Here is a 16,541-nt window from a genome sequence, read left to right on the forward strand (position 1 = left end):
CTTATGTAAGGGACCAAACTATTAAACTCGGAATAGACATCAACATTAAATTCTTTGACCATCTCATTCTTGAATTTCTGTCTTCCCTAGATTCATAGACAAAATTTGCTCTCATACGATCCCCACTGACTGCGGTTCCAGAAGTAATAATTGCTAATACTATAAGTATAATCCCAACTTTAGAGGTAATGTTTCCAATTGAATGGATTTCACCAATTAATAGTGCGATAATTAATGTAATAAATAATATGACTCCACCATAAGCTAGAGGTTTTAAAATCCCATTAATAATGACTTTTAACATAAAACTCACCCCTTTAAATAACTTTTTTCCAACAAAGCAAGTGGTTCTCAAAAATAAAATTTATCTATAATCTATACGTATCTAGGATTATATAGTTCCGACTATTATCCTTGAACATTAGATTCACACCATAATCAATACTTATTTTAAGTATAATAATAAACTATTTTTGTAATCATCAAATATCCTTTATGATGGATAAAGAATATTCTGGGTATTCATTTTAATATATGCTTTTTTATTGTTAGGAGGAAAAATTATGTCTGAACGTAAACCATCTAGTTTTGTTTCTCATTTGGAATGTCCTAAATGCAATAAGACATATAGTGTTGATGTAATAAATCAATTATGTGAGTGTGGAACTCCTCTACTTGTAAGGTATGATTTACAAAAGCTGAAATCAAAGTGGAGTAAGGCAGATTTACTTACAAGAGAGCCAAACTTATGGCGTTATCGTGAGCTTCTTCCAGTGAAGTCAGATGAAAATATCGTCTCACTTGGTGAGGGAATGACCCCTCTAATTCCTCTTAAAAGATTAGGAGAAAAGGTAGGTATTCCGAACTTGTTATTAAAAGATGAAGGTACCATTCCTTCAGGTTGCTTCAAAGCTCGTGGAGCAGCAGTAGGGATTTCCAAAGCAAAGGAACTAGGTGTGAAATCATTAGCTATGCCTACAAATGGAAATGCTGGCGGAGCCTGGTCTCTATATGCAGCTAGAGCTGGAATTGAAGCTAACATTGTCATGCCAATTAAAGCACCAAAAATTACAAGAAATGAAACTGCCATTGCAGGTGCAAAGCTTTACTTAGTAGATGGTCTGATCAGTGATGCAGGCAAAATTGTAGGGAAAGCTGTCCAAAAAAATAACTTCTATGATGCTTCTACTTTGAAAGAGCCATATCGGATAGAAGGTAAAAAAACAATGGGATTAGAAATCGCAGAGCAACTCGGTTGGGAAGTGCCTGACGTGATTCTTTATCCAACTGGTGGAGGCGTAGGAATTATCGGTATTTACAAAGGACTAAAAGAACTTCAAGAAATCGGTTGGATAGGTGAAAAAATGCCTCGACTTGTTGCCGTTCAAGCTTCAGGATGTGCTCCAATCGTTAAAGCTTGGGAAGAAAATAAAAAAGAATCTATCATGTGGCAAGATGCAGATACTATAGCGTTCGGTATTAACGTCCCTAAGGCAATTGGTGACTTCTTAATATTAGAGTCTATCTATGAAACAAATGGATGTGCTGTAGCTATTGATGATAAAACGATTGTAAAATGTCAGGAAGAAATCGCTTCAATTGAAGGATTATTCGTGTGTCCAGAAGGAGCCGCTAATCTCGCTGCAGCTAAAAGATTAAAAGAACAAAACTGGATTAAAGAAGATGAGAAGGTTGTTTTGCTAAACACAGGGGCTGGAATTAAATATCCATATCATCCTAGCATGAATAACATTTATAACGTTTCTACCTGTTTGTAAAAAAGGATATTTGGCAATCCACCTAGCCTGTCAAAAAGAAAATAAATCTTATTTTGCATAATAACTTTAATTCATACGAATAATAACTGGAATAAAATACAATTATAGTGTATAACTATACTCTTCATCCAAAAAAATTGAAAAGAAAACTAATTTATAGAACTAAGAGTAATATTAGTTATTAATACTATCAGTATATTAATTCAGTCATGATAAATTTATTTCAAATATAAGGAGTCAGTTATGAAAAATACATACTCACCAACAAAGTTTGAATCTATCCCTGCCGATGAAGCATCAGCCATACAATCTATGCAATCTTTATTACAAGGGAAAATGGAAAAAAGTTATGAAAAAGGCAATACAAAAAGAGATGCTCATCCTAAACATCTTGCACTATTAAAAGCTGAATTTGAAGTTGTATCAAATCTCCCTGAAGAACTTAAAGTTGGACTTTTCCAACAGGAGAAAACTTATTCCGCATGGATCAGGATCTCCAATGCTAGTGGAACTCCACAACCAGATAAAAAGAAAGATCTTCGTGGCTTTGCCATTAAATTAATGGATGTAGAAGGAGAAAAGTTTCTTAAAGAGGAAAAACAAACACAAGATTTTGTTTTAATGAGCCATCCAACTATGCCACTTGGTACAGCCAAGTTATTCCATGATGCAGTTTATTATGTTATTAAATGGAACCCCCTCGTACTAATGCTAAATTTCATGTTAACAGGCAAAGGGCATATTATCAAAGAACTTAACAGAGGAAAGAAAAATCATACTTCCCCTTTAGATATTCGTTATTGGAGCACAACCCCCTATATGTTTGGTGAAAATAACGTTGTTAAATACTCCATTATTCCTAAATCAACATATAAAAGCACTTTACCAAATGAGCTGACAAATACTTATTTAACAGATAATATTGAAAAACATCTCAAAGAACACGAGGCAAGTTTTGATTTTATGATTCAGTTTCAGAAAGATCCTTTCTTGATGCCAGTTGAAGATGCAGGTGTTGAATGGAAAGAAACAGATTCTCCTTTTATCAAAGTAGCCACCTTAAAAATACCTCAACAAACCTTTAGAACCAAAGAAAGAGACGAATTAGCTGAGCAAATGTCCTTTTCACCTGGTCATACATTAATGGAACATCAACCTATTGGCGGGATTAATCGAGCTCGCGTAGAAATTTACAAAAACTTATCCAAATTCAGACACGTAAGAGATAATCGTAAAATGCTTGAACCAGAAAAATAATAAACAATATTATTTTTCTTTTGTGAAATCAAGAATTCGAATGACATTCGATGAAACATCTTTAAAAATGGCATATCTCCCTGGAGGAATATCCATCGGCTCTTGAACAAAGGTAAGAATTTCTTTATTTTCTTCAAAATATTGATCAACACTATCTACTACGAATAATCCACCGGGAGGTAAATCTACTTCATCATCTTCAATCATCAGTTGTACATCTGTTCCTGGCATCTTAAGAGCTACCGTGTGATCCCCTTCTCGCCAAGCCTCCTCAAATCCTAATTGGTCTCGATAAAATTTCAGTGATTCTTTTATATTTTCTACGGGTTGTACCAAAAAAGCTAATTTCATTCCAACTTCTCCTTTAACATGATTTACTATAAACATAATTTAATTATGTTATAGCATAATATATTTATGTTATCAAGTAATTATGTTATAATTTGATTATGAAAGAATGGATTCCGGTACCAGGTTCGATTAAAGAAAAATTAATCACAATTGCAATCGAAGAATTTAAAAGAAAAGAATATTTGGAGGTTAATATTGCACAACTAGCTAAAGAGGCTAATGTCACAACTGGAGCAATTTATCATCATTTTGGATCGAAGATAAAGTTGTATTTATTGATTCGGAATGAGATGGAACAACGAATTATTGATAGAATGGAGGGTGCAGCCGCTTTATTTGAAGACAATCCTAATCAAGCACTAACAGCAGCGGTTAAAGTTGGAATTGATGCTTGTGTGAAATTGGATTGCTGCAAGCTATTGAGTGAATTGCCTTCAGATAAAGTAATAGATCGTATTGGAGAGTTTTTGATTGAACTTAACAAAAAAACAATACCAGGGCTTGAGTATATTTTACTTCCATCCTGGCGTTCCTTGTTAAATGCCATTCATGAAAGAAAAGTTGATCAAGAGAATGCAAAACAATTAATCGCAAGAATTTTAAAATAAAATATTTTTATTATTGAAGCTAGCTTTCTAGCTGGCTTTCTGTTTTTATTAGTAGGAGGAAGATACAATGAAAACACAAAAACTATATTCCCCCCCTTTACTTCACCTAACAGATAATATTGCAATCATTTAAGTATGAAGTCTATTTGAGTCCATCTAAACAAAATTTAATCCAAAATTATCTATTTTACAACTCGATATGGCAACTGTGTCTGTACTGCCATTGGTTGGTGCAAGAAAAGTAACAATCCCTTCCCCAACATTTCTAATCGTACCTTCTCTGCAAAATTGACCAGCTTGAATTGTTGTGAAATCTCCAATCTTTGATTTTGCTAAGTTTGTTATTGGGTCTTCATTGCACAAACATTCTCCTGCGAGACTTTTTTTAATCGGTTTTAATTTAAAATCAAATAATTTAGATCCAATCAACACAGCACAAATAGAACTAACTGGAATTTGAGCATTTCTAGTACCCAAATCCAGAACAGCTATAAAGTCATCTACTTCAGTTAAAGTGCCTGGCTTTTCATTAAATGAAGTAAATATAGTAACTTCTTCCCCTATTAATTGCTTCAAAACACATTGCATCGGACAAACGCAGCAATCACAAATGGATTCATTAAATTGTCCCATAAGATTCAGCTCCTTCTTATTTTAGTAATGAAATATACTATGCATTACCCACATTTTTTTGTGTCAGAACTGGTATGTATAAATGAAAGTGCAAATGAAATAAAAAGAAGCCATCCTCCAAAAGAGATGACTTCAATAACACTTCCTCCCCTACTTCCACTTCCCATGATATCTCAACTTCTTCTTAAACTTCTTCTCCTACTTCCACTTCCCATGATATCTGAACTTCTTCTTAAACTCTCTCTCCTACTCCCACTTCCCGTGATATCTGAACTTCTTCTTAAACTTCCTCTCCCAGTTCCTCTTCCCATGATATCTGAACTTCTCTCTCTCCTACTCCCACTTCCCGTGATATCTGAACTTCTCCTTAAACTTCCTCTCCTATTTCCACTTCCCATGATATCTGAACTTCTTCTTAAACTTCCTCTTCCAGTTCCTCTTCCCATGATATCTGAACTTCTTCTTAAACTTCTTCTCCTATTTTCCATTCCAAACTCTCTCCTTATTTGTTAGTTTAAAATTGTGTTGGTCGTTCAACAACAATTAAAATTTGGTTAAACTTGAATCTGATCGCAAAGCCATTATTTTTTTCGTTCATCCTATCTTATGAACGAATTCATGAAGTTGTTTGGACTAATGCCCCTAGATAGTTCATAATAAAAAACTAAAGAAATTTCTTTTAAACAGAGAGAATCCTATAGTGCAAGCTATATTAAATTTTTGCAAATAAAAGAAGAGATGTTGTCTTTCCATCTCTTGAATAAATTTATAAATCAAAGTGTATTTTATAATCTTTTTAATGATTGTTCACTTCGTTCTTCAACCCTCTGAATGAGCTCAGCTATTCGCTTACGTCTCTTTTCTATACGTTCTTTACTCACTTTTGAATCTTTCATTCTTTCTTCATATTTATCCATAGAACGTTTTAATTCATCAATGATTTCATTCTTTCTGTTCTTTTCTCGAGCCATGACTTCTGATAACTCTTCTCTTTTATTTTCCATTATTTTATGATCATTGGTTTTATCCTTAGCTCTTTCTAGCAACTCTTCCCTTAATTTTCCTCTACTTTCCACTACACATTTCTCCTTTATTCATCTAAAGTTGCACAGGACTTGCTACAATAATTAAAATTTGGTTTTCACCTGTTCGTTTTAACACTCTATAACCACTTTGAGATGTTGTAGCAATTCCGTCAGCATTAGGTCTGCAAAAACCATTCACTTCACTTGTTCCGTCGTCTCTTACTAATAATTGTCCAACTAAACCAACGGCCTCCCATTCTGGTCTTTCTGCTCTTGGAATATACTGTTTATCGGGATCATATTCTGGATTTAGCTTTTGTCTTTTTTCAATTCGCTCAGGCGAAATAATTTTGCCGTTCCCATCTTTTTCCGCTGGAATCGTGATCTCCTCATATAACACACGACCCCACTCATCCGTCATATATCGCTTATTCCAGTCATTACTGGAGCTACCTGCTAAGAAACCAGGGACAGCACTTGTTATACCTAAAATATAATTATCTTTATCTGTTGCTTTCCTAATTTTATCCCCTTCTGTTGTGACAAAATATCCGACATCAATGGGTTTGCCATCCAACGTTTCAAACAATTCAGCGAAATCACACCCTCTACCGGAAGTAATTTGCCCAGCAAAGCAAGCGTCCCCCGTATTTCCGTTAATCAGAGCCATTAATGTTCCATTGACTAAATGCCAAGAGTTATCTTCAACAGCTTGACCTGAACGTCCCATAATATGCGCATTCACTCTATTATTTGTATCTGTACCATTTCCTTCCGCATGAGAGCATTCACCTGAAGCAATCGTATTACAACCCTCTGCATGAGACGCAAAACCTTCCGTTATAGTTCCATCTCCTTCCGCGTGAGAACAATCTCCTAATGCTATCGTATTACAACCTTCCGCATGGGAACCTAAACCTTGAGCTCTAGTTTCATCTCCTTCGGCATGAGAGCTATCTCCAAGCGCTAATGTAATATTACCTTCAGCATGACTACTGAAACCCGTACTCACTGAAAAGAAACCTTCGGCATGAGACTGTGCACCGTCGGCAATTGTATTGGCTCCCTCTGCATGGGAACTTAGACCATTCGCTTGGGTTCTAAATCCTTCCGCATGGGAACTATCTCCTAATGCTTCTGTATCGCTACCTTCCCCATGGGATGCAGTTCCAAAAGCAATAGAACCCTCACCTTCAGCGTGAGAAAAATTTCCATTGGCTTGCGTGCGAAACCCTTCAGCATGAGAAGAATTTCCCAATGCTTCAGTAGCATCACCTTCAGCATGAGACTGTGCGCCATTGGCAATAGTAAGGGCTCCTTCCGCATGCGAACGTAGACCATTCGCTTCGGTTCCAAACCCTTCTGCATGGGAATTATCCCCTTGGGCTGTCGTTGCCTCTCCTTCTGCATGGGAGCCACTACCCGAAGCATTCGTTGAATTCCCCTCTGCATGAGAGTTATCTCCTTGAGCTGTCGTTGCCTCTCCTTCTGCATGAGAGCCACTACCCGAAGCATTCGTTGAATTTCCCTCTGCATGAGAATGTAGACCATTCGCTTCGGTTCCAAGCCCTTCTGCATGGGAATTATCTCCTTGGGCTGTCGTTGCCTCTCCTTCTGCATGAGAGCCACTACCCGAAGCATTCGTTGAATTCCCCTCTGCATGAGAATGTAGACCGTTCGCTTCGGTTCCAAGCCCTTCTGCATGGGAATTATCTCCTTGGGCTGTCGTTGCCTCTCCTTCTGCATGAGACGCTAATCCTATGGCTTCAGTTAGGAATCCTTCAGCATGAGATTCATCACCCTCCGCTTGAGTACCATTTCCTTCTGCATGGGAGGTAGCTCCATTGGCTTGGGTGTTAGCTCCTTCCGCATGGGAGGTAGCTCCATTGGCTTGGGTGTTAGCTCCTTCCGCATGGGAGGTAGCTCCATTGGCTTGGGTGTTAGCTCCTTCCGCATGGGAGGTAGCTCCATTGGCTTGGGTGTTAGATCCTTCCGCATGGGAGCTTCCTCCTGTAGCTCTTGTTTCTACTCCCTCTGCATGAGAATCATCTCCCTCCGCTATAGTACCTCTTCCTTCTGCATGACCTCTCAAACCATTTGCTCTAGTAGCCAATCCTTCCACATGAGAAGTATTACCTGCTGCTACTGAACCAACACCTTCCGCATGGGAGCATTCGCCTTCGGCTCTTGCCAATCTCCCCTCACTATGAGAGGCTGAACCAGCAGCTCTTGTTTCATTCCCTTCCGCATGAGAAAAATCACCACTGGCTACTGTATTTCTTCCTTCCGCATGAGATTGTTCTCCAATGGCAATAGTATCTGTTCCCTCTGCATGTGAACCGATTCCTCTTGCCATCGTTCCCTCTCCTTCAGCGTGGGAATTATCCCCTTGGGCTGTCGTTGCCTCTCCTTCTGCATGAGAATGTAGACCATTCGCTTGGGTTCCAAGCCCTTCTGCATGGGAATTATCCCCTTGGGCTGTCGTTGCCTCTCCTTCTGCATGAGACGCTAATCCTATGGCTTCAGTTAGGAATCCTTCAGCATGAGATTCATTACCCTCCGCTTGAGTACCATTTCCTTCTGCATGGGAGCCACTACCCGAAGCATTCGTTGAATTCCCCTCTGCATGAGACATTGATCCTATGGCTTCAGTTAGGAACCCTTCAGCATGAGACGCAAATTCTTGTGCTATCGTTCCATTGCCTTCCGCATGGGAACGATCACCATTTGCTTGTGTTGTAAACCCTTCTGCATGGGAGGTAGCTCCATTGGCTTGTGTGTTAGCTCCTTCCGCATGGGAGCTTCCTCCTGTAGCTATTGTACCTACTCCCTCTGCATGAGATTCATCACCCTCCGCTCGAGTACCTCTTCCTTCTGCATGAGCTCTCAAACCATCTGCTCTAGTAGCCAATCCTTCCACATGGGACTCATCTCCCATTGCTACTGAACCAACACCTTCAGCATGAGAGAATAAACCTATGGCCCTTGTTAATCTTCCTTCACTATGGGAGGCTGTTCCCCCAGCACTTGTTTCATCCCCTTCCGCATGAGAAAAATCACCACTGGCTACTGTATTTCTTCCTTCCGCATGAGATTGTTCTCCAACGGCAATAGTATCTGTTCCCTCTGCATGTGAACCGATCCCTCTTGCCATCGTTCCCTCTCCTTCAGCGTGGGAATTATCGCCTTGTGCAAGTGTGTCTCTTCCTTCCGCATGAGAACTATCTCCTGTGGCTTTCGTGTTTCTACCTTCCGCATGCGTGTTCTCTCCATCTGCTTGTGTGATATATCCTTCCGCATGGCTATTCAATCCTCTGGCAAAAGAACCAAATCCCTCAGCGGTTGAATTATCCCCTTGGGCTACGGTATCTCTGTTTTGGGAATGCGCATAATCTCCACTCGATGTGGTATTTCTGCCTTCCGAGTGAGAAGCTTCCCCTTCAGCACTAGTTCTAGTTCCCTCTGCATGTGAAGATGTTCCAAGCGCTTGAGTTCCTTCTCCTTCTGCATGGGAATTATCGCCTTGTGATGCGGTATTTCTTCCTTCCGAATGGGAATTTTCTCCATCTGATATCGTATTTCTACCTTCAGCAAGAGAACTCTCACCACTAGCAACCGTATTTCTGCCAAACGCTGTGGCGCAACCTCCTGTTGCTTCACGGTTACAATTTCTGTTATCCATATATATTTCACTTCCTTATAATTTTCTAATTTAGAGAAAATATAATTCCCTAATCTACTATATGAAATGAATTGTATAATCGAGTGGATTATTACCTACCAACTATTAAAAAACACGTTTACCTATGAGAAAAAACTATTTAATCTAAGACAAATACCATAATAGCTTAATATAATGGATGATATATTCCATAATTAAGAGCTTTTATGTAAGGAAGATCTATTTTGTCTGGACGAGTACCCTAGTGCAAGTACACATTTTTCATAGTTTAAAACCCCACTACATAAATAGTGAGGTTTCCGTAGAGAAATAACATGAGTGCTCAGTAGTCAATATATTCTATGTTCGAATGCTTCATTTGGTATAGACAGGTGAAATACTTATTTGAAAATGTGCTATTATACCATTTCAAATATATACGTAAAAATCATAGGATAAAAAGAAGCCATTCAACAGAAATGACTTCAGTAACACTTAATCTACTTAATCTTTATAAGGGTCAAATTCATCGGCACCTGCCATACATACTCCTATTGGCTTTAATGTATGTAATATTTCCACCGTCTCACTATGGGCATCTAATACGTCTTGTAACTTTCTATAAACAAACGGGCTTTCATCTGTTCCCGCTCCTCTAAGTTGTACTCCATATTTCCGAACTGCTTTAAACATCTCTTTCTCCGTAATTTGACCACCTGAACGTTTACGAGTTTTCCAATTCATTCTTCCAGCGGCTTGTGTTCTGCTCATCACTCTTCCAGCCCCGTGAACAGTACTATAATAAGCAGCTTTATTTTCTTGTGTATCCTTCCCTTTCACAATCACAGATATATCCGCCATACTTCCTCCTATAAATCCAAGTTGTCCTGGAGCAGATGGTGTTGCACCCTTTCGTACAACATTATATGTTTTTCCTTGATGTTCTTCTACCCATGCATAGTTATGATGATTATGCACTTCAAAATCCTGCTTTACATCTAAAATAGACAATACTTGATCAACAACATAATCACGCCCTGCATAAGCATATTTTCCAGCTAACTTCATTGCTTCAAAATACATTTGACCTATTTCATCATCCATATTTAACAATAAAGGCGGCTGATCCATTTTCTCACCTGGGGCTTTGCCAAGAAATTCTCTTCCCGAGGCAAGATTGATAAATCCACTAGCTGTTTTGTGTCCGAATCCACGGCTTCCAAAGTGTACAGCAATCCACAGTCTTCCAGTATTCATTTCTTCAAATAAATCAACAAAGTGATTTCCGCTTCCGACTGTTCCTAATTGTTTTTGGGCTAATTTTTTTAATTTATCATGTTCTTGATTGCCAATTTCTTTATAGACAGCCCATGCTGGATCATCAAACACCTCATGATCTACACGATATTTGTTCACTCTGCCCATTCCAAAGGAAATTTGTCTTACAATTTCATCCATATAAAATTTGATATTGGACTTGATTTCTGAAGCCTGAATATTCGTTCTTACTGCTTTATTGCCACAAGCAATATCATAACCTACCCCAGAAGGAGATATTTGTCCGTCATATACAACAACTCCTCCTATTGGTTGGCAGTATCCCTTATGGTGATCAGCCATTAATAGTGTTTGTACAGCATTTCCTGTTTTTGAACAGGTAATCGCTTGATTAACGGCTCCTTCATCTGGTTTTCCCCAAATGCGAACTCCATCTATTTCTTGAAAAGACATAGTTTTGATTCACTCCTCGTATTTATTAACATTCTTACTTATTGGTATTAAGCTTTCTAATGAAATTCCAATTTTGATTCTTTTTTTTATTAAAAAAACTACTCAATCTAACACATCTCTTCCATTTACCTACTTAATATATTGCTTTTAAAGACAAATAAAAAAGACTACTTCAATCAGTAGCCTCATGCTCAATTATTTTATTCGTTTCTTCATTTTTTAAGAAACGTAAATTTCTTTCATACAAGGCAATATCAATTCCCCTGAGAAGAGTACTTCAATATTGCTTCATTGCACGGATAAGCTACGGATATTCAGTTGGTTGAAGGAATGTGTGCCAGGTTCCTTATTCGTATAAAGAAGCTGTTGCTCAACATTGCCTTCTTGTAGTAAACGATCATTTATCAGTGTTAGCAAGTTATATTGATTGGTCATTTTCCTTCACCTTCCTTTCTCCATAGTTTGAGTTATGTTTAAGAATTTAACATGGGATTAAAATCCTGTCAACATGTTTTATTTAATCTTTAAATGTTTATTTGGCTATTTCTCTCAATAATTCCTGTTCCCTTTCCAATGTGATACCAGCCTTGCTAATTTCAACAGCTCTTGATTGATTCCACGTATGAATGTCTCGAATTGTTTCTTTTAATGGACGAAAAGTAAGCCCTTTGTTTAATGCTTTATCAATATTAAAGGAATTTGCCCCTTTCCAAGGTTTTTCTTCTCCCTCTAACGGATGGTTCCTTGGAATCCATAATGGCATATCTGACCAAGGTTTTATATTTCTATCTAATAAAAACTTCTCGTTTCCCCATACAAATTCAGCATTGCTATTTATCACTTCTTTACACGTTTCAAGCAATTCTAACATGGTTAAGTTTCTATTTATACCTGTAACATTAAATGTCCCTGTTTCTTTTTTTTCAATCATGTCTAAATTCCATGCAGCTAAGTCTTTTGCATCGATGAATTGAATCGTTTGATAAGGATCTCCTGGAGCTAAAATTTCACCACCTTGGCGTACTCTATTCACCCAATAAGTTTTATAGTTCAGAAAAATGGCGTAAACCTTGATTTTACGCCATTTTTGTTGTAACGTGTTTTAACGATTTTTCATATGATTTCATACGCTGGCGTTACCCTTTTGTTACCTAAATCATCTTCCTTTCTAACATAATACTTAATGTTATTAACTAGTATTTATTGTTTATCTCGTAGTTGTGCGGTCAAAATGTGGGAATTGAAATAAAAAACCTTTAAGACTGAATGTGGTCTTAAAGGTAATTGAAAATAATTTTAACTGATCATACACCTGTAGATTGAAGAATTATTTAAAGATGAAAGCTCCCTTTGATTCTGAATTTTATTTAAGTAATGTTCACTGTATATACATAATATTGCATCCATAGCACTAGGGTCTTTGTCGAATAAAATAGCAATTTTTCCTATGTCAATAGCTTTTTCTTGTTTCATATAAAATCTCCTTTTTTTATTAAGTATTAGAATGTCTACATGTAAAATTTGATGTAAATTTTTAAAAAATGACTTATCAAACAAAATTGTTTATAATTAGAGTGTAAAATTGTTTGTTATTAGTCCCTGGTGATTGCTCGCAACAATTATCAGGGATGACCTATGTATCACCATCCTTTAGCTACCTTACCCTACTAAGGTATTTTCAAATTGATTATTTAAAAGCTTAAATATTGTTATTGATTTCATCCCCTCCTGAATTTCCAAAATAATATCTTTTATTACAAACATCACAATAATTTGGGTTTTTCTAGAAGTCTATTTACATTATAATACATGTTGGTATGAAATTTATCAGTTAAAATTTTGTACCAACTTTTCTATTTATATACAAAAAACCATTCTACTATCAATAGCAGAATGGTTTTTTATTACTTTTAATTTTGTTTCTACCAACCTGGATCAGTTCCATTAAATAATGCTATGATTTCAGGTGCGGTTATTAGCGCAAAAAGAGTAATGGTGGTTAAGACCTTTTTTGTTCTTTTCATGGTTAATCACCCTTTCCTAACTTTCTCATCATAATAAATTCCTAGTTTATTATGGATTGAAATAATTATATCATGTTTATTAGTCTGTATATTCATAATTTGTCGCAAACATTCACTTTCTTTAGTGGTAAGGTCAATTTTGGAGTATCTTGATGCTGCTTCTAAATAACAGTCTACCCCTTCTTCTACTCTTCCTGTTAGGAGAAAGTAATCCCCTTTTAGTTTATAATAGAGGGCTAATTCCGCTTTTTTAAATGGCGTAACATATGGAATGGATAAAAATTTATCTTCTAATTCAATAAGTTCTGTGATTTCCGATAAATCATGCGTTTGTAAGTATATTTTAATTAATTCATTTACTGCATGTAACAAGGCGTTATTTCCACAACTCGGTATATTCTTTTTTAAGAGTGAAATTGCCATTTGATAATTTCCATTAGCTGAATGTAACATTGCTTCTAATACATTTACATTGTCCTTCACTTCTGGAAGTGAGAACTCTTTGTATTGGTCCAAATATTTTCTTGCTTGTTCATAATTACTTAAATAGTAGTAACTATTGCATGTAGCCTGAATAGTGTTTGCCTGTATCCTAATATCAAAGATAGAAGCACCCATTGCTTTTTCACCCATCTCAACACTCTCTTTAAATAAACACAAGTTGTAGGCATGTACTGATAGTTTATAGTACATTACACCCTTCTCTTCACTTGTAAGGAACTCATCAAATTCTATTATATTTTTTCCTGAAGAATAAGTCGAGCGAAGTTTGGAAAAATCATCTCGTTCGATTAGATAAGCCTGTAATAAACACTTAGTGAAATATTCCATAATCCCATAAGCCCGAGAGTAATTAACAATTAATTGATAGAGTGTTAGTTTTATTGAAGATTCCTCTATGTTTTCTACCCTGCCATAAAGTTTCTTAACTAAATCTACAGTATCCTCTGTGGGAGATTGAAGGATCTTCTTAGAAACTTTTGTAATTATAGATAGATTCTTCCTTTCTAACAATTTATCAAGAATATTGAACAAAACTTCGACTCTCTCCTCGATCTCTACATACTTATTTATCATCTCTTCGTATGGGATATTTAATATACATCTGATTTTTTGAATAGTAACCAAAGTTGGACGTCTGATTTGTCCAGATTCTATTCGTGATAAATTCGCCTTATCAATGTTAGTTAATTTACTTAATTTTGTTAATGTCATAACTGACTGTTTCCGATGATATCGAATGAGTTCCCCTAATGATGAATAAGTTGTAGTAATCAATTATTTTCACCCTTTTTTGAGTTAATATTTTAATTGTAATATTTAAACAAATTGTGGTATTAGATAGGGTTATTATAACAAAAACTGGGTTTTTTTTGTGTTGGGAAACATGTTTTGAAAAACGCTTTTAATTTAATAAATCTTTCTTTTATTAATGCAACTCTTGGATAAATATAACATTTAAGATAAACATAGAAAGCCACTGTGTTTAATACCAGTGGCTTTTTTATTCAATCTACTTGCATCACTTTGCTTAATTTCTCTATCACAAAACTTTTTACCGCTTTTAATAGCCTTAAGTAACCCTCATTAATAATATAGATATAAAACCTAATATTAACCTCTATTATAAGTTCATTTTTCATTTTCAATCCCCCTCCTTGGTGTATTTGTTTTAATCTATGTAGAACTGTTTGTCCATTATTACGCATAAAATGCGTAACTTTGTACGTTTAGTTTTTAATTGGTATGTCCATGATATAACTAGAAAGGTAGTGATATTATGGGTATTTGGGGAAAAGGATTAGGACGAAATAGATCTAAATTAGGTAGTTGGATGGATGAAAATAAAATTTCACAAAAAGAACTAGGCGAAAAAACAGGCATTAACAAGTCAACAATATCCGATTTATGTCGTGAAGATGAAGATCGTCATCCAAATAGAAAAACTAAGGATAAAATAATGGAAGTTATTAATGAAGTTGATCCAAAGGCTTCAAAAAAGAAATTTTGGTGATATATTAGTGAATCGTAAACATCAACGGTACTTTTATGAATCATGAGTGGGGTTGGTTTAATTCCTAAATCAAAATAATATTCTTAGTTTGTAAAATATCAGGTACTTGAATATATTAGAATAGAACCTACATATCAACTAATGTATGTATGTTTATAGGCTAGCCACTGACTTAATAGTCGGTGGTTTTTGTTTGTAAAAAAAAGGGATATTCAAAAAAATAAAGAATTTATATATAAACAAATTCTAGGAGGTTGATTGTGTGTTTAAAAAAACATTAATCACATTACTTGTCACATCTATTATGTTTGTATCATTTGGAATTGGGTACGCCGCTAACAAACTCACAATAAAAGTAAATGGCACACAAGTCGATGTAAATTCAGAAGTTATAAATAACTCTACATATTTACCTTTAAGAGCACTAGGAGAAATTTTAGGGGCAGAGATTAAATACGATGGTTCTTCTAAAACGATTGATGTTAAAACGTCTGGTGACACTTTAGGTTCATCATATGATGAAATTCTAGTTTTTCCTGCTGATAGATATCCCGAAACAGCAGCACATATCGCATCTGCAATTACAAACGGTGAATCAGCAATATGCACCATAGATCGTAATAACTCTGATAATAACCGTGACGAGTCTCTTGCAGGAATTCCTACTAAAGATGGATATGATCGTGATGAGTGGCCGATGGCAATGTGTGCCGAAGGTGGTGCAGGTGCTAGTGTAGCTTATGTTGATCCCTCTGACAACAGAGGTGCTGGATCATGGGTAGGAAATGAATTAGAAAATTATCCAAATGGAACTAAGGTGTTATTTGTTATTATTGATGGAGATGGACTGGACAGTGTTCAGAGCGCTAACAATGAAGAGAAAACGAATGCTACTATCCTACCTTTTGCAAACTGTACTCAAGCTAAAGAAGCAGGAGCTGCTCCGGTGCTTATAGGTGATCCAGGATATAGCACTAAACTAGACAGAGATGGTGACGGGGTGGCTTGTGAGTGATGCTTTTTAAGCCGTCTTTTTATACCTCTTATTGTAAAATATTAGGTTTTTGATATAATAGAGTTACCTTTTCTTTGCATTAAGTAGATTAGTTTATGGGTTAATGGTCTCATTAGGGATGAGACCGAACCACTGACTTAGGTTGGTGGTTTTTTCTTTGTATTAGAAAGCAAAAAAACCATTAACATTAAGCTAATGGAGAAAACCAAGGTATAGTTATTATGTTTTTACCAACCGCCATCACCTACAAATAACAATTCTAATATTTTCCATCCTCCATCTATGTCATTTACAATATTTAATCTCATATAAAGTTATTCTTAAAACTTTTCACCAACCTGGATAAACCTTTTCTAATGAATTGGACATTATTTCTAATTATCTATTTACATTCGTTAATAGATATAGTATAATAAAGGTAAGAAAGGAGGGGGAAAGTGTTAG

16 protein-coding genes and 1 pseudogene are annotated in these 16,541 nt (G+C 36.0%); 6 read left to right on the top strand and 11 right to left on the bottom strand.

The features are described 5' to 3' along the window. Position 1: 1 nt before the first annotated feature. Positions 2 to 304, bottom strand: a complete 303-nt coding sequence (locus VQL36_RS19040; RefSeq protein WP_349250815.1) for a DUF5316 domain-containing protein — start codon at positions 302 to 304, stop codon at positions 2 to 4. Between the two features lie 259 nt (positions 305 to 563). Here VQL36_RS19040 and VQL36_RS19045 point away from each other — a divergent pair, with 259 nt between their 5' ends. Continuing rightward, the gene (locus VQL36_RS19045; protein ID WP_349250816.1) at positions 564 to 1,778 is read left to right on the top strand and encodes a threonine synthase; all 1,215 of its coding nucleotides are present in this window, start codon (positions 564 to 566) and stop codon (positions 1,776 to 1,778) included. Between the two features lie 243 nt (positions 1,779 to 2,021). Next, positions 2,022 to 3,035, top strand: coding sequence for a catalase family protein (locus VQL36_RS19050; RefSeq protein WP_349250817.1), 1,014 nt, complete (start codon positions 2,022 to 2,024; stop codon positions 3,033 to 3,035). 9 nt (positions 3,036 to 3,044) lie between these two features. Here the strand turns inward: VQL36_RS19050 and VQL36_RS19055 are convergent, their stop codons facing one another. Next, positions 3,045 to 3,386 carry a VOC family protein gene (locus VQL36_RS19055; protein WP_349250818.1) on the bottom strand — a complete coding sequence of 114 codons (342 nt, stop codon included), beginning with the start codon at positions 3,384 to 3,386 and terminating at the stop codon, positions 3,045 to 3,047. Between the two features lie 98 nt (positions 3,387 to 3,484). Between VQL36_RS19055 and VQL36_RS19060 the strand changes: the two genes are divergently transcribed. Then, complete coding sequence (locus VQL36_RS19060; RefSeq protein WP_349250819.1) at positions 3,485 to 3,994, top strand: TetR/AcrR family transcriptional regulator; 510 nt, start codon at positions 3,485 to 3,487, stop codon at positions 3,992 to 3,994. Between the two features lie 156 nt (positions 3,995 to 4,150). On the opposite strand, the gene VQL36_RS19065 is transcribed toward VQL36_RS19060, so the two are convergent. From VQL36_RS19065 to VQL36_RS19105, 9 genes are all read right to left on the bottom strand, one after another. Beyond that, positions 4,151 to 4,627 (bottom strand): hypothetical protein, encoded by a 477-nt coding sequence (locus VQL36_RS19065; RefSeq protein WP_349250820.1) that lies wholly within the window; start codon positions 4,625 to 4,627, stop codon positions 4,151 to 4,153. 173 nt (positions 4,628 to 4,800) lie between these two features. Continuing rightward, positions 4,801 to 5,115: a hypothetical protein gene (locus tag VQL36_RS19070; RefSeq protein WP_349250821.1), complete on the bottom strand. Its 315-nt coding sequence runs from the start codon at positions 5,113 to 5,115 to the stop codon at positions 4,801 to 4,803. A 297-nt stretch (positions 5,116 to 5,412) separates the two neighbouring features. Beyond that, positions 5,413 to 5,703 (bottom strand): hypothetical protein, encoded by a 291-nt coding sequence (locus VQL36_RS19075; protein ID WP_349250822.1) that lies wholly within the window; start codon positions 5,701 to 5,703, stop codon positions 5,413 to 5,415. Positions 5,704 to 5,725: 22 nt separating this feature from the next. Further along, positions 5,726 to 9,334, bottom strand: coding sequence for a peptidase G2 autoproteolytic cleavage domain-containing protein (locus VQL36_RS19080; RefSeq protein WP_349250823.1), 3,609 nt, complete (start codon positions 9,332 to 9,334; stop codon positions 5,726 to 5,728). A gap of 483 nt (positions 9,335 to 9,817) precedes the next feature. Then, positions 9,818 to 11,044, bottom strand: a complete 1,227-nt coding sequence (locus tag VQL36_RS19085; protein ID WP_349250824.1) for an RtcB family protein — start codon at positions 11,042 to 11,044, stop codon at positions 9,818 to 9,820. A 532-nt stretch (positions 11,045 to 11,576) separates the two neighbouring features. Next, a complete protein-coding gene (locus VQL36_RS19090) occupies positions 11,577 to 12,077 on the bottom strand; it encodes a hypothetical protein (RefSeq protein ID WP_349250825.1) in 501 nt (166 codons plus the stop codon). Between the two features lie 263 nt (positions 12,078 to 12,340). Then, positions 12,341 to 12,517 (bottom strand): hypothetical protein, encoded by a 177-nt coding sequence (locus VQL36_RS19095; protein WP_349250826.1) that lies wholly within the window; start codon positions 12,515 to 12,517, stop codon positions 12,341 to 12,343. Positions 12,518 to 13,074: 557 nt separating this feature from the next. After that, positions 13,075 to 14,346 (bottom strand): helix-turn-helix domain-containing protein, encoded by a 1,272-nt coding sequence (locus VQL36_RS19100; protein ID WP_349250827.1) that lies wholly within the window; start codon positions 14,344 to 14,346, stop codon positions 13,075 to 13,077. Between the two features lie 230 nt (positions 14,347 to 14,576). Then, on the bottom strand, positions 14,577 to 14,711 hold the full coding sequence (locus VQL36_RS19105; RefSeq protein WP_349250828.1) for a hypothetical protein: 135 nt from the start codon (positions 14,709 to 14,711) through the stop codon (positions 14,577 to 14,579). 137 nt (positions 14,712 to 14,848) lie between these two features. On the opposite strand from VQL36_RS19105, the gene VQL36_RS19110 reads away from it, so the two are divergent. The 3 genes and pseudogenes from VQL36_RS19110 to VQL36_RS19125 all read left to right on the top strand — a co-directional run bounded on the left by VQL36_RS19110 (position 14,849) and on the right by VQL36_RS19125 (position 16,097). Continuing rightward, positions 14,849 to 15,082 carry a helix-turn-helix transcriptional regulator gene (locus VQL36_RS19110; RefSeq protein WP_349250829.1) on the top strand — a complete coding sequence of 78 codons (234 nt, stop codon included), beginning with the start codon at positions 14,849 to 14,851 and terminating at the stop codon, positions 15,080 to 15,082. 304 nt (positions 15,083 to 15,386) lie between these two features. Further along, positions 15,387 to 15,914: pseudogene (locus VQL36_RS21200) on the top strand (stalk domain-containing protein); the annotation flags it as partial. Continuing rightward, positions 15,900 to 16,097: an excalibur calcium-binding domain-containing protein gene (locus VQL36_RS19125; RefSeq protein ID WP_349251225.1), complete on the top strand. Its 198-nt coding sequence runs from the start codon at positions 15,900 to 15,902 to the stop codon at positions 16,095 to 16,097. The pseudogene VQL36_RS21200 and the gene VQL36_RS19125, both read left to right, overlap by 15 nt. The last annotated feature ends 444 nt before the right edge of the window (positions 16,098 to 16,541 follow it).

Source organism: Chengkuizengella sp. SCS-71B (assembly GCF_040100845.1).
Classification (GTDB): domain Bacteria; phylum Bacillota; class Bacilli; order Paenibacillales; family KCTC-33759; genus Chengkuizengella.

Bases quoted from the DNA above. Each gene is read 5' to 3' on its own strand.
- VQL36_RS19055 (WP_349250818.1), bottom strand. From the start codon at position 3,386: ATGAAATTAGCTTTTTTGGTACAACCCGTAGAAAATATAAAAGAATCA.
- VQL36_RS19070 (WP_349250821.1), bottom strand. From the start codon at position 5,115: ATGGAAAATAGGAGAAGAAGTTTAAGAAGAAGTTCAGATATCATGGGA.
- VQL36_RS19060 (WP_349250819.1), top strand. From the start codon at position 3,485: ATGAAAGAATGGATTCCGGTACCAGGTTCGATTAAAGAAAAATTAATC.
- VQL36_RS19105 (WP_349250828.1), bottom strand. From the start codon at position 14,711: ATGAAAAATGAACTTATAATAGAGGTTAATATTAGGTTTTATATCTAT.
- VQL36_RS19080 (WP_349250823.1), bottom strand. From the start codon at position 9,334: ATGGATAACAGAAATTGTAACCGTGAAGCAACAGGAGGTTGCGCCACA.
- VQL36_RS19095 (WP_349250826.1), bottom strand. From the start codon at position 12,517: ATGAAACAAGAAAAAGCTATTGACATAGGAAAAATTGCTATTTTATTC.
- VQL36_RS19050 (WP_349250817.1), top strand. From the start codon at position 2,022: ATGAAAAATACATACTCACCAACAAAGTTTGAATCTATCCCTGCCGAT.
- VQL36_RS19040 (WP_349250815.1), bottom strand. From the start codon at position 304: ATGTTAAAAGTCATTATTAATGGGATTTTAAAACCTCTAGCTTATGGT.
- VQL36_RS19110 (WP_349250829.1), top strand. From the start codon at position 14,849: ATGGGTATTTGGGGAAAAGGATTAGGACGAAATAGATCTAAATTAGGT.
- VQL36_RS19085 (WP_349250824.1), bottom strand. From the start codon at position 11,044: ATGTCTTTTCAAGAAATAGATGGAGTTCGCATTTGGGGAAAACCAGAT.
- VQL36_RS19045 (WP_349250816.1), top strand. From the start codon at position 564: ATGTCTGAACGTAAACCATCTAGTTTTGTTTCTCATTTGGAATGTCCT.
- VQL36_RS19065 (WP_349250820.1), bottom strand. From the start codon at position 4,627: ATGGGACAATTTAATGAATCCATTTGTGATTGCTGCGTTTGTCCGATG.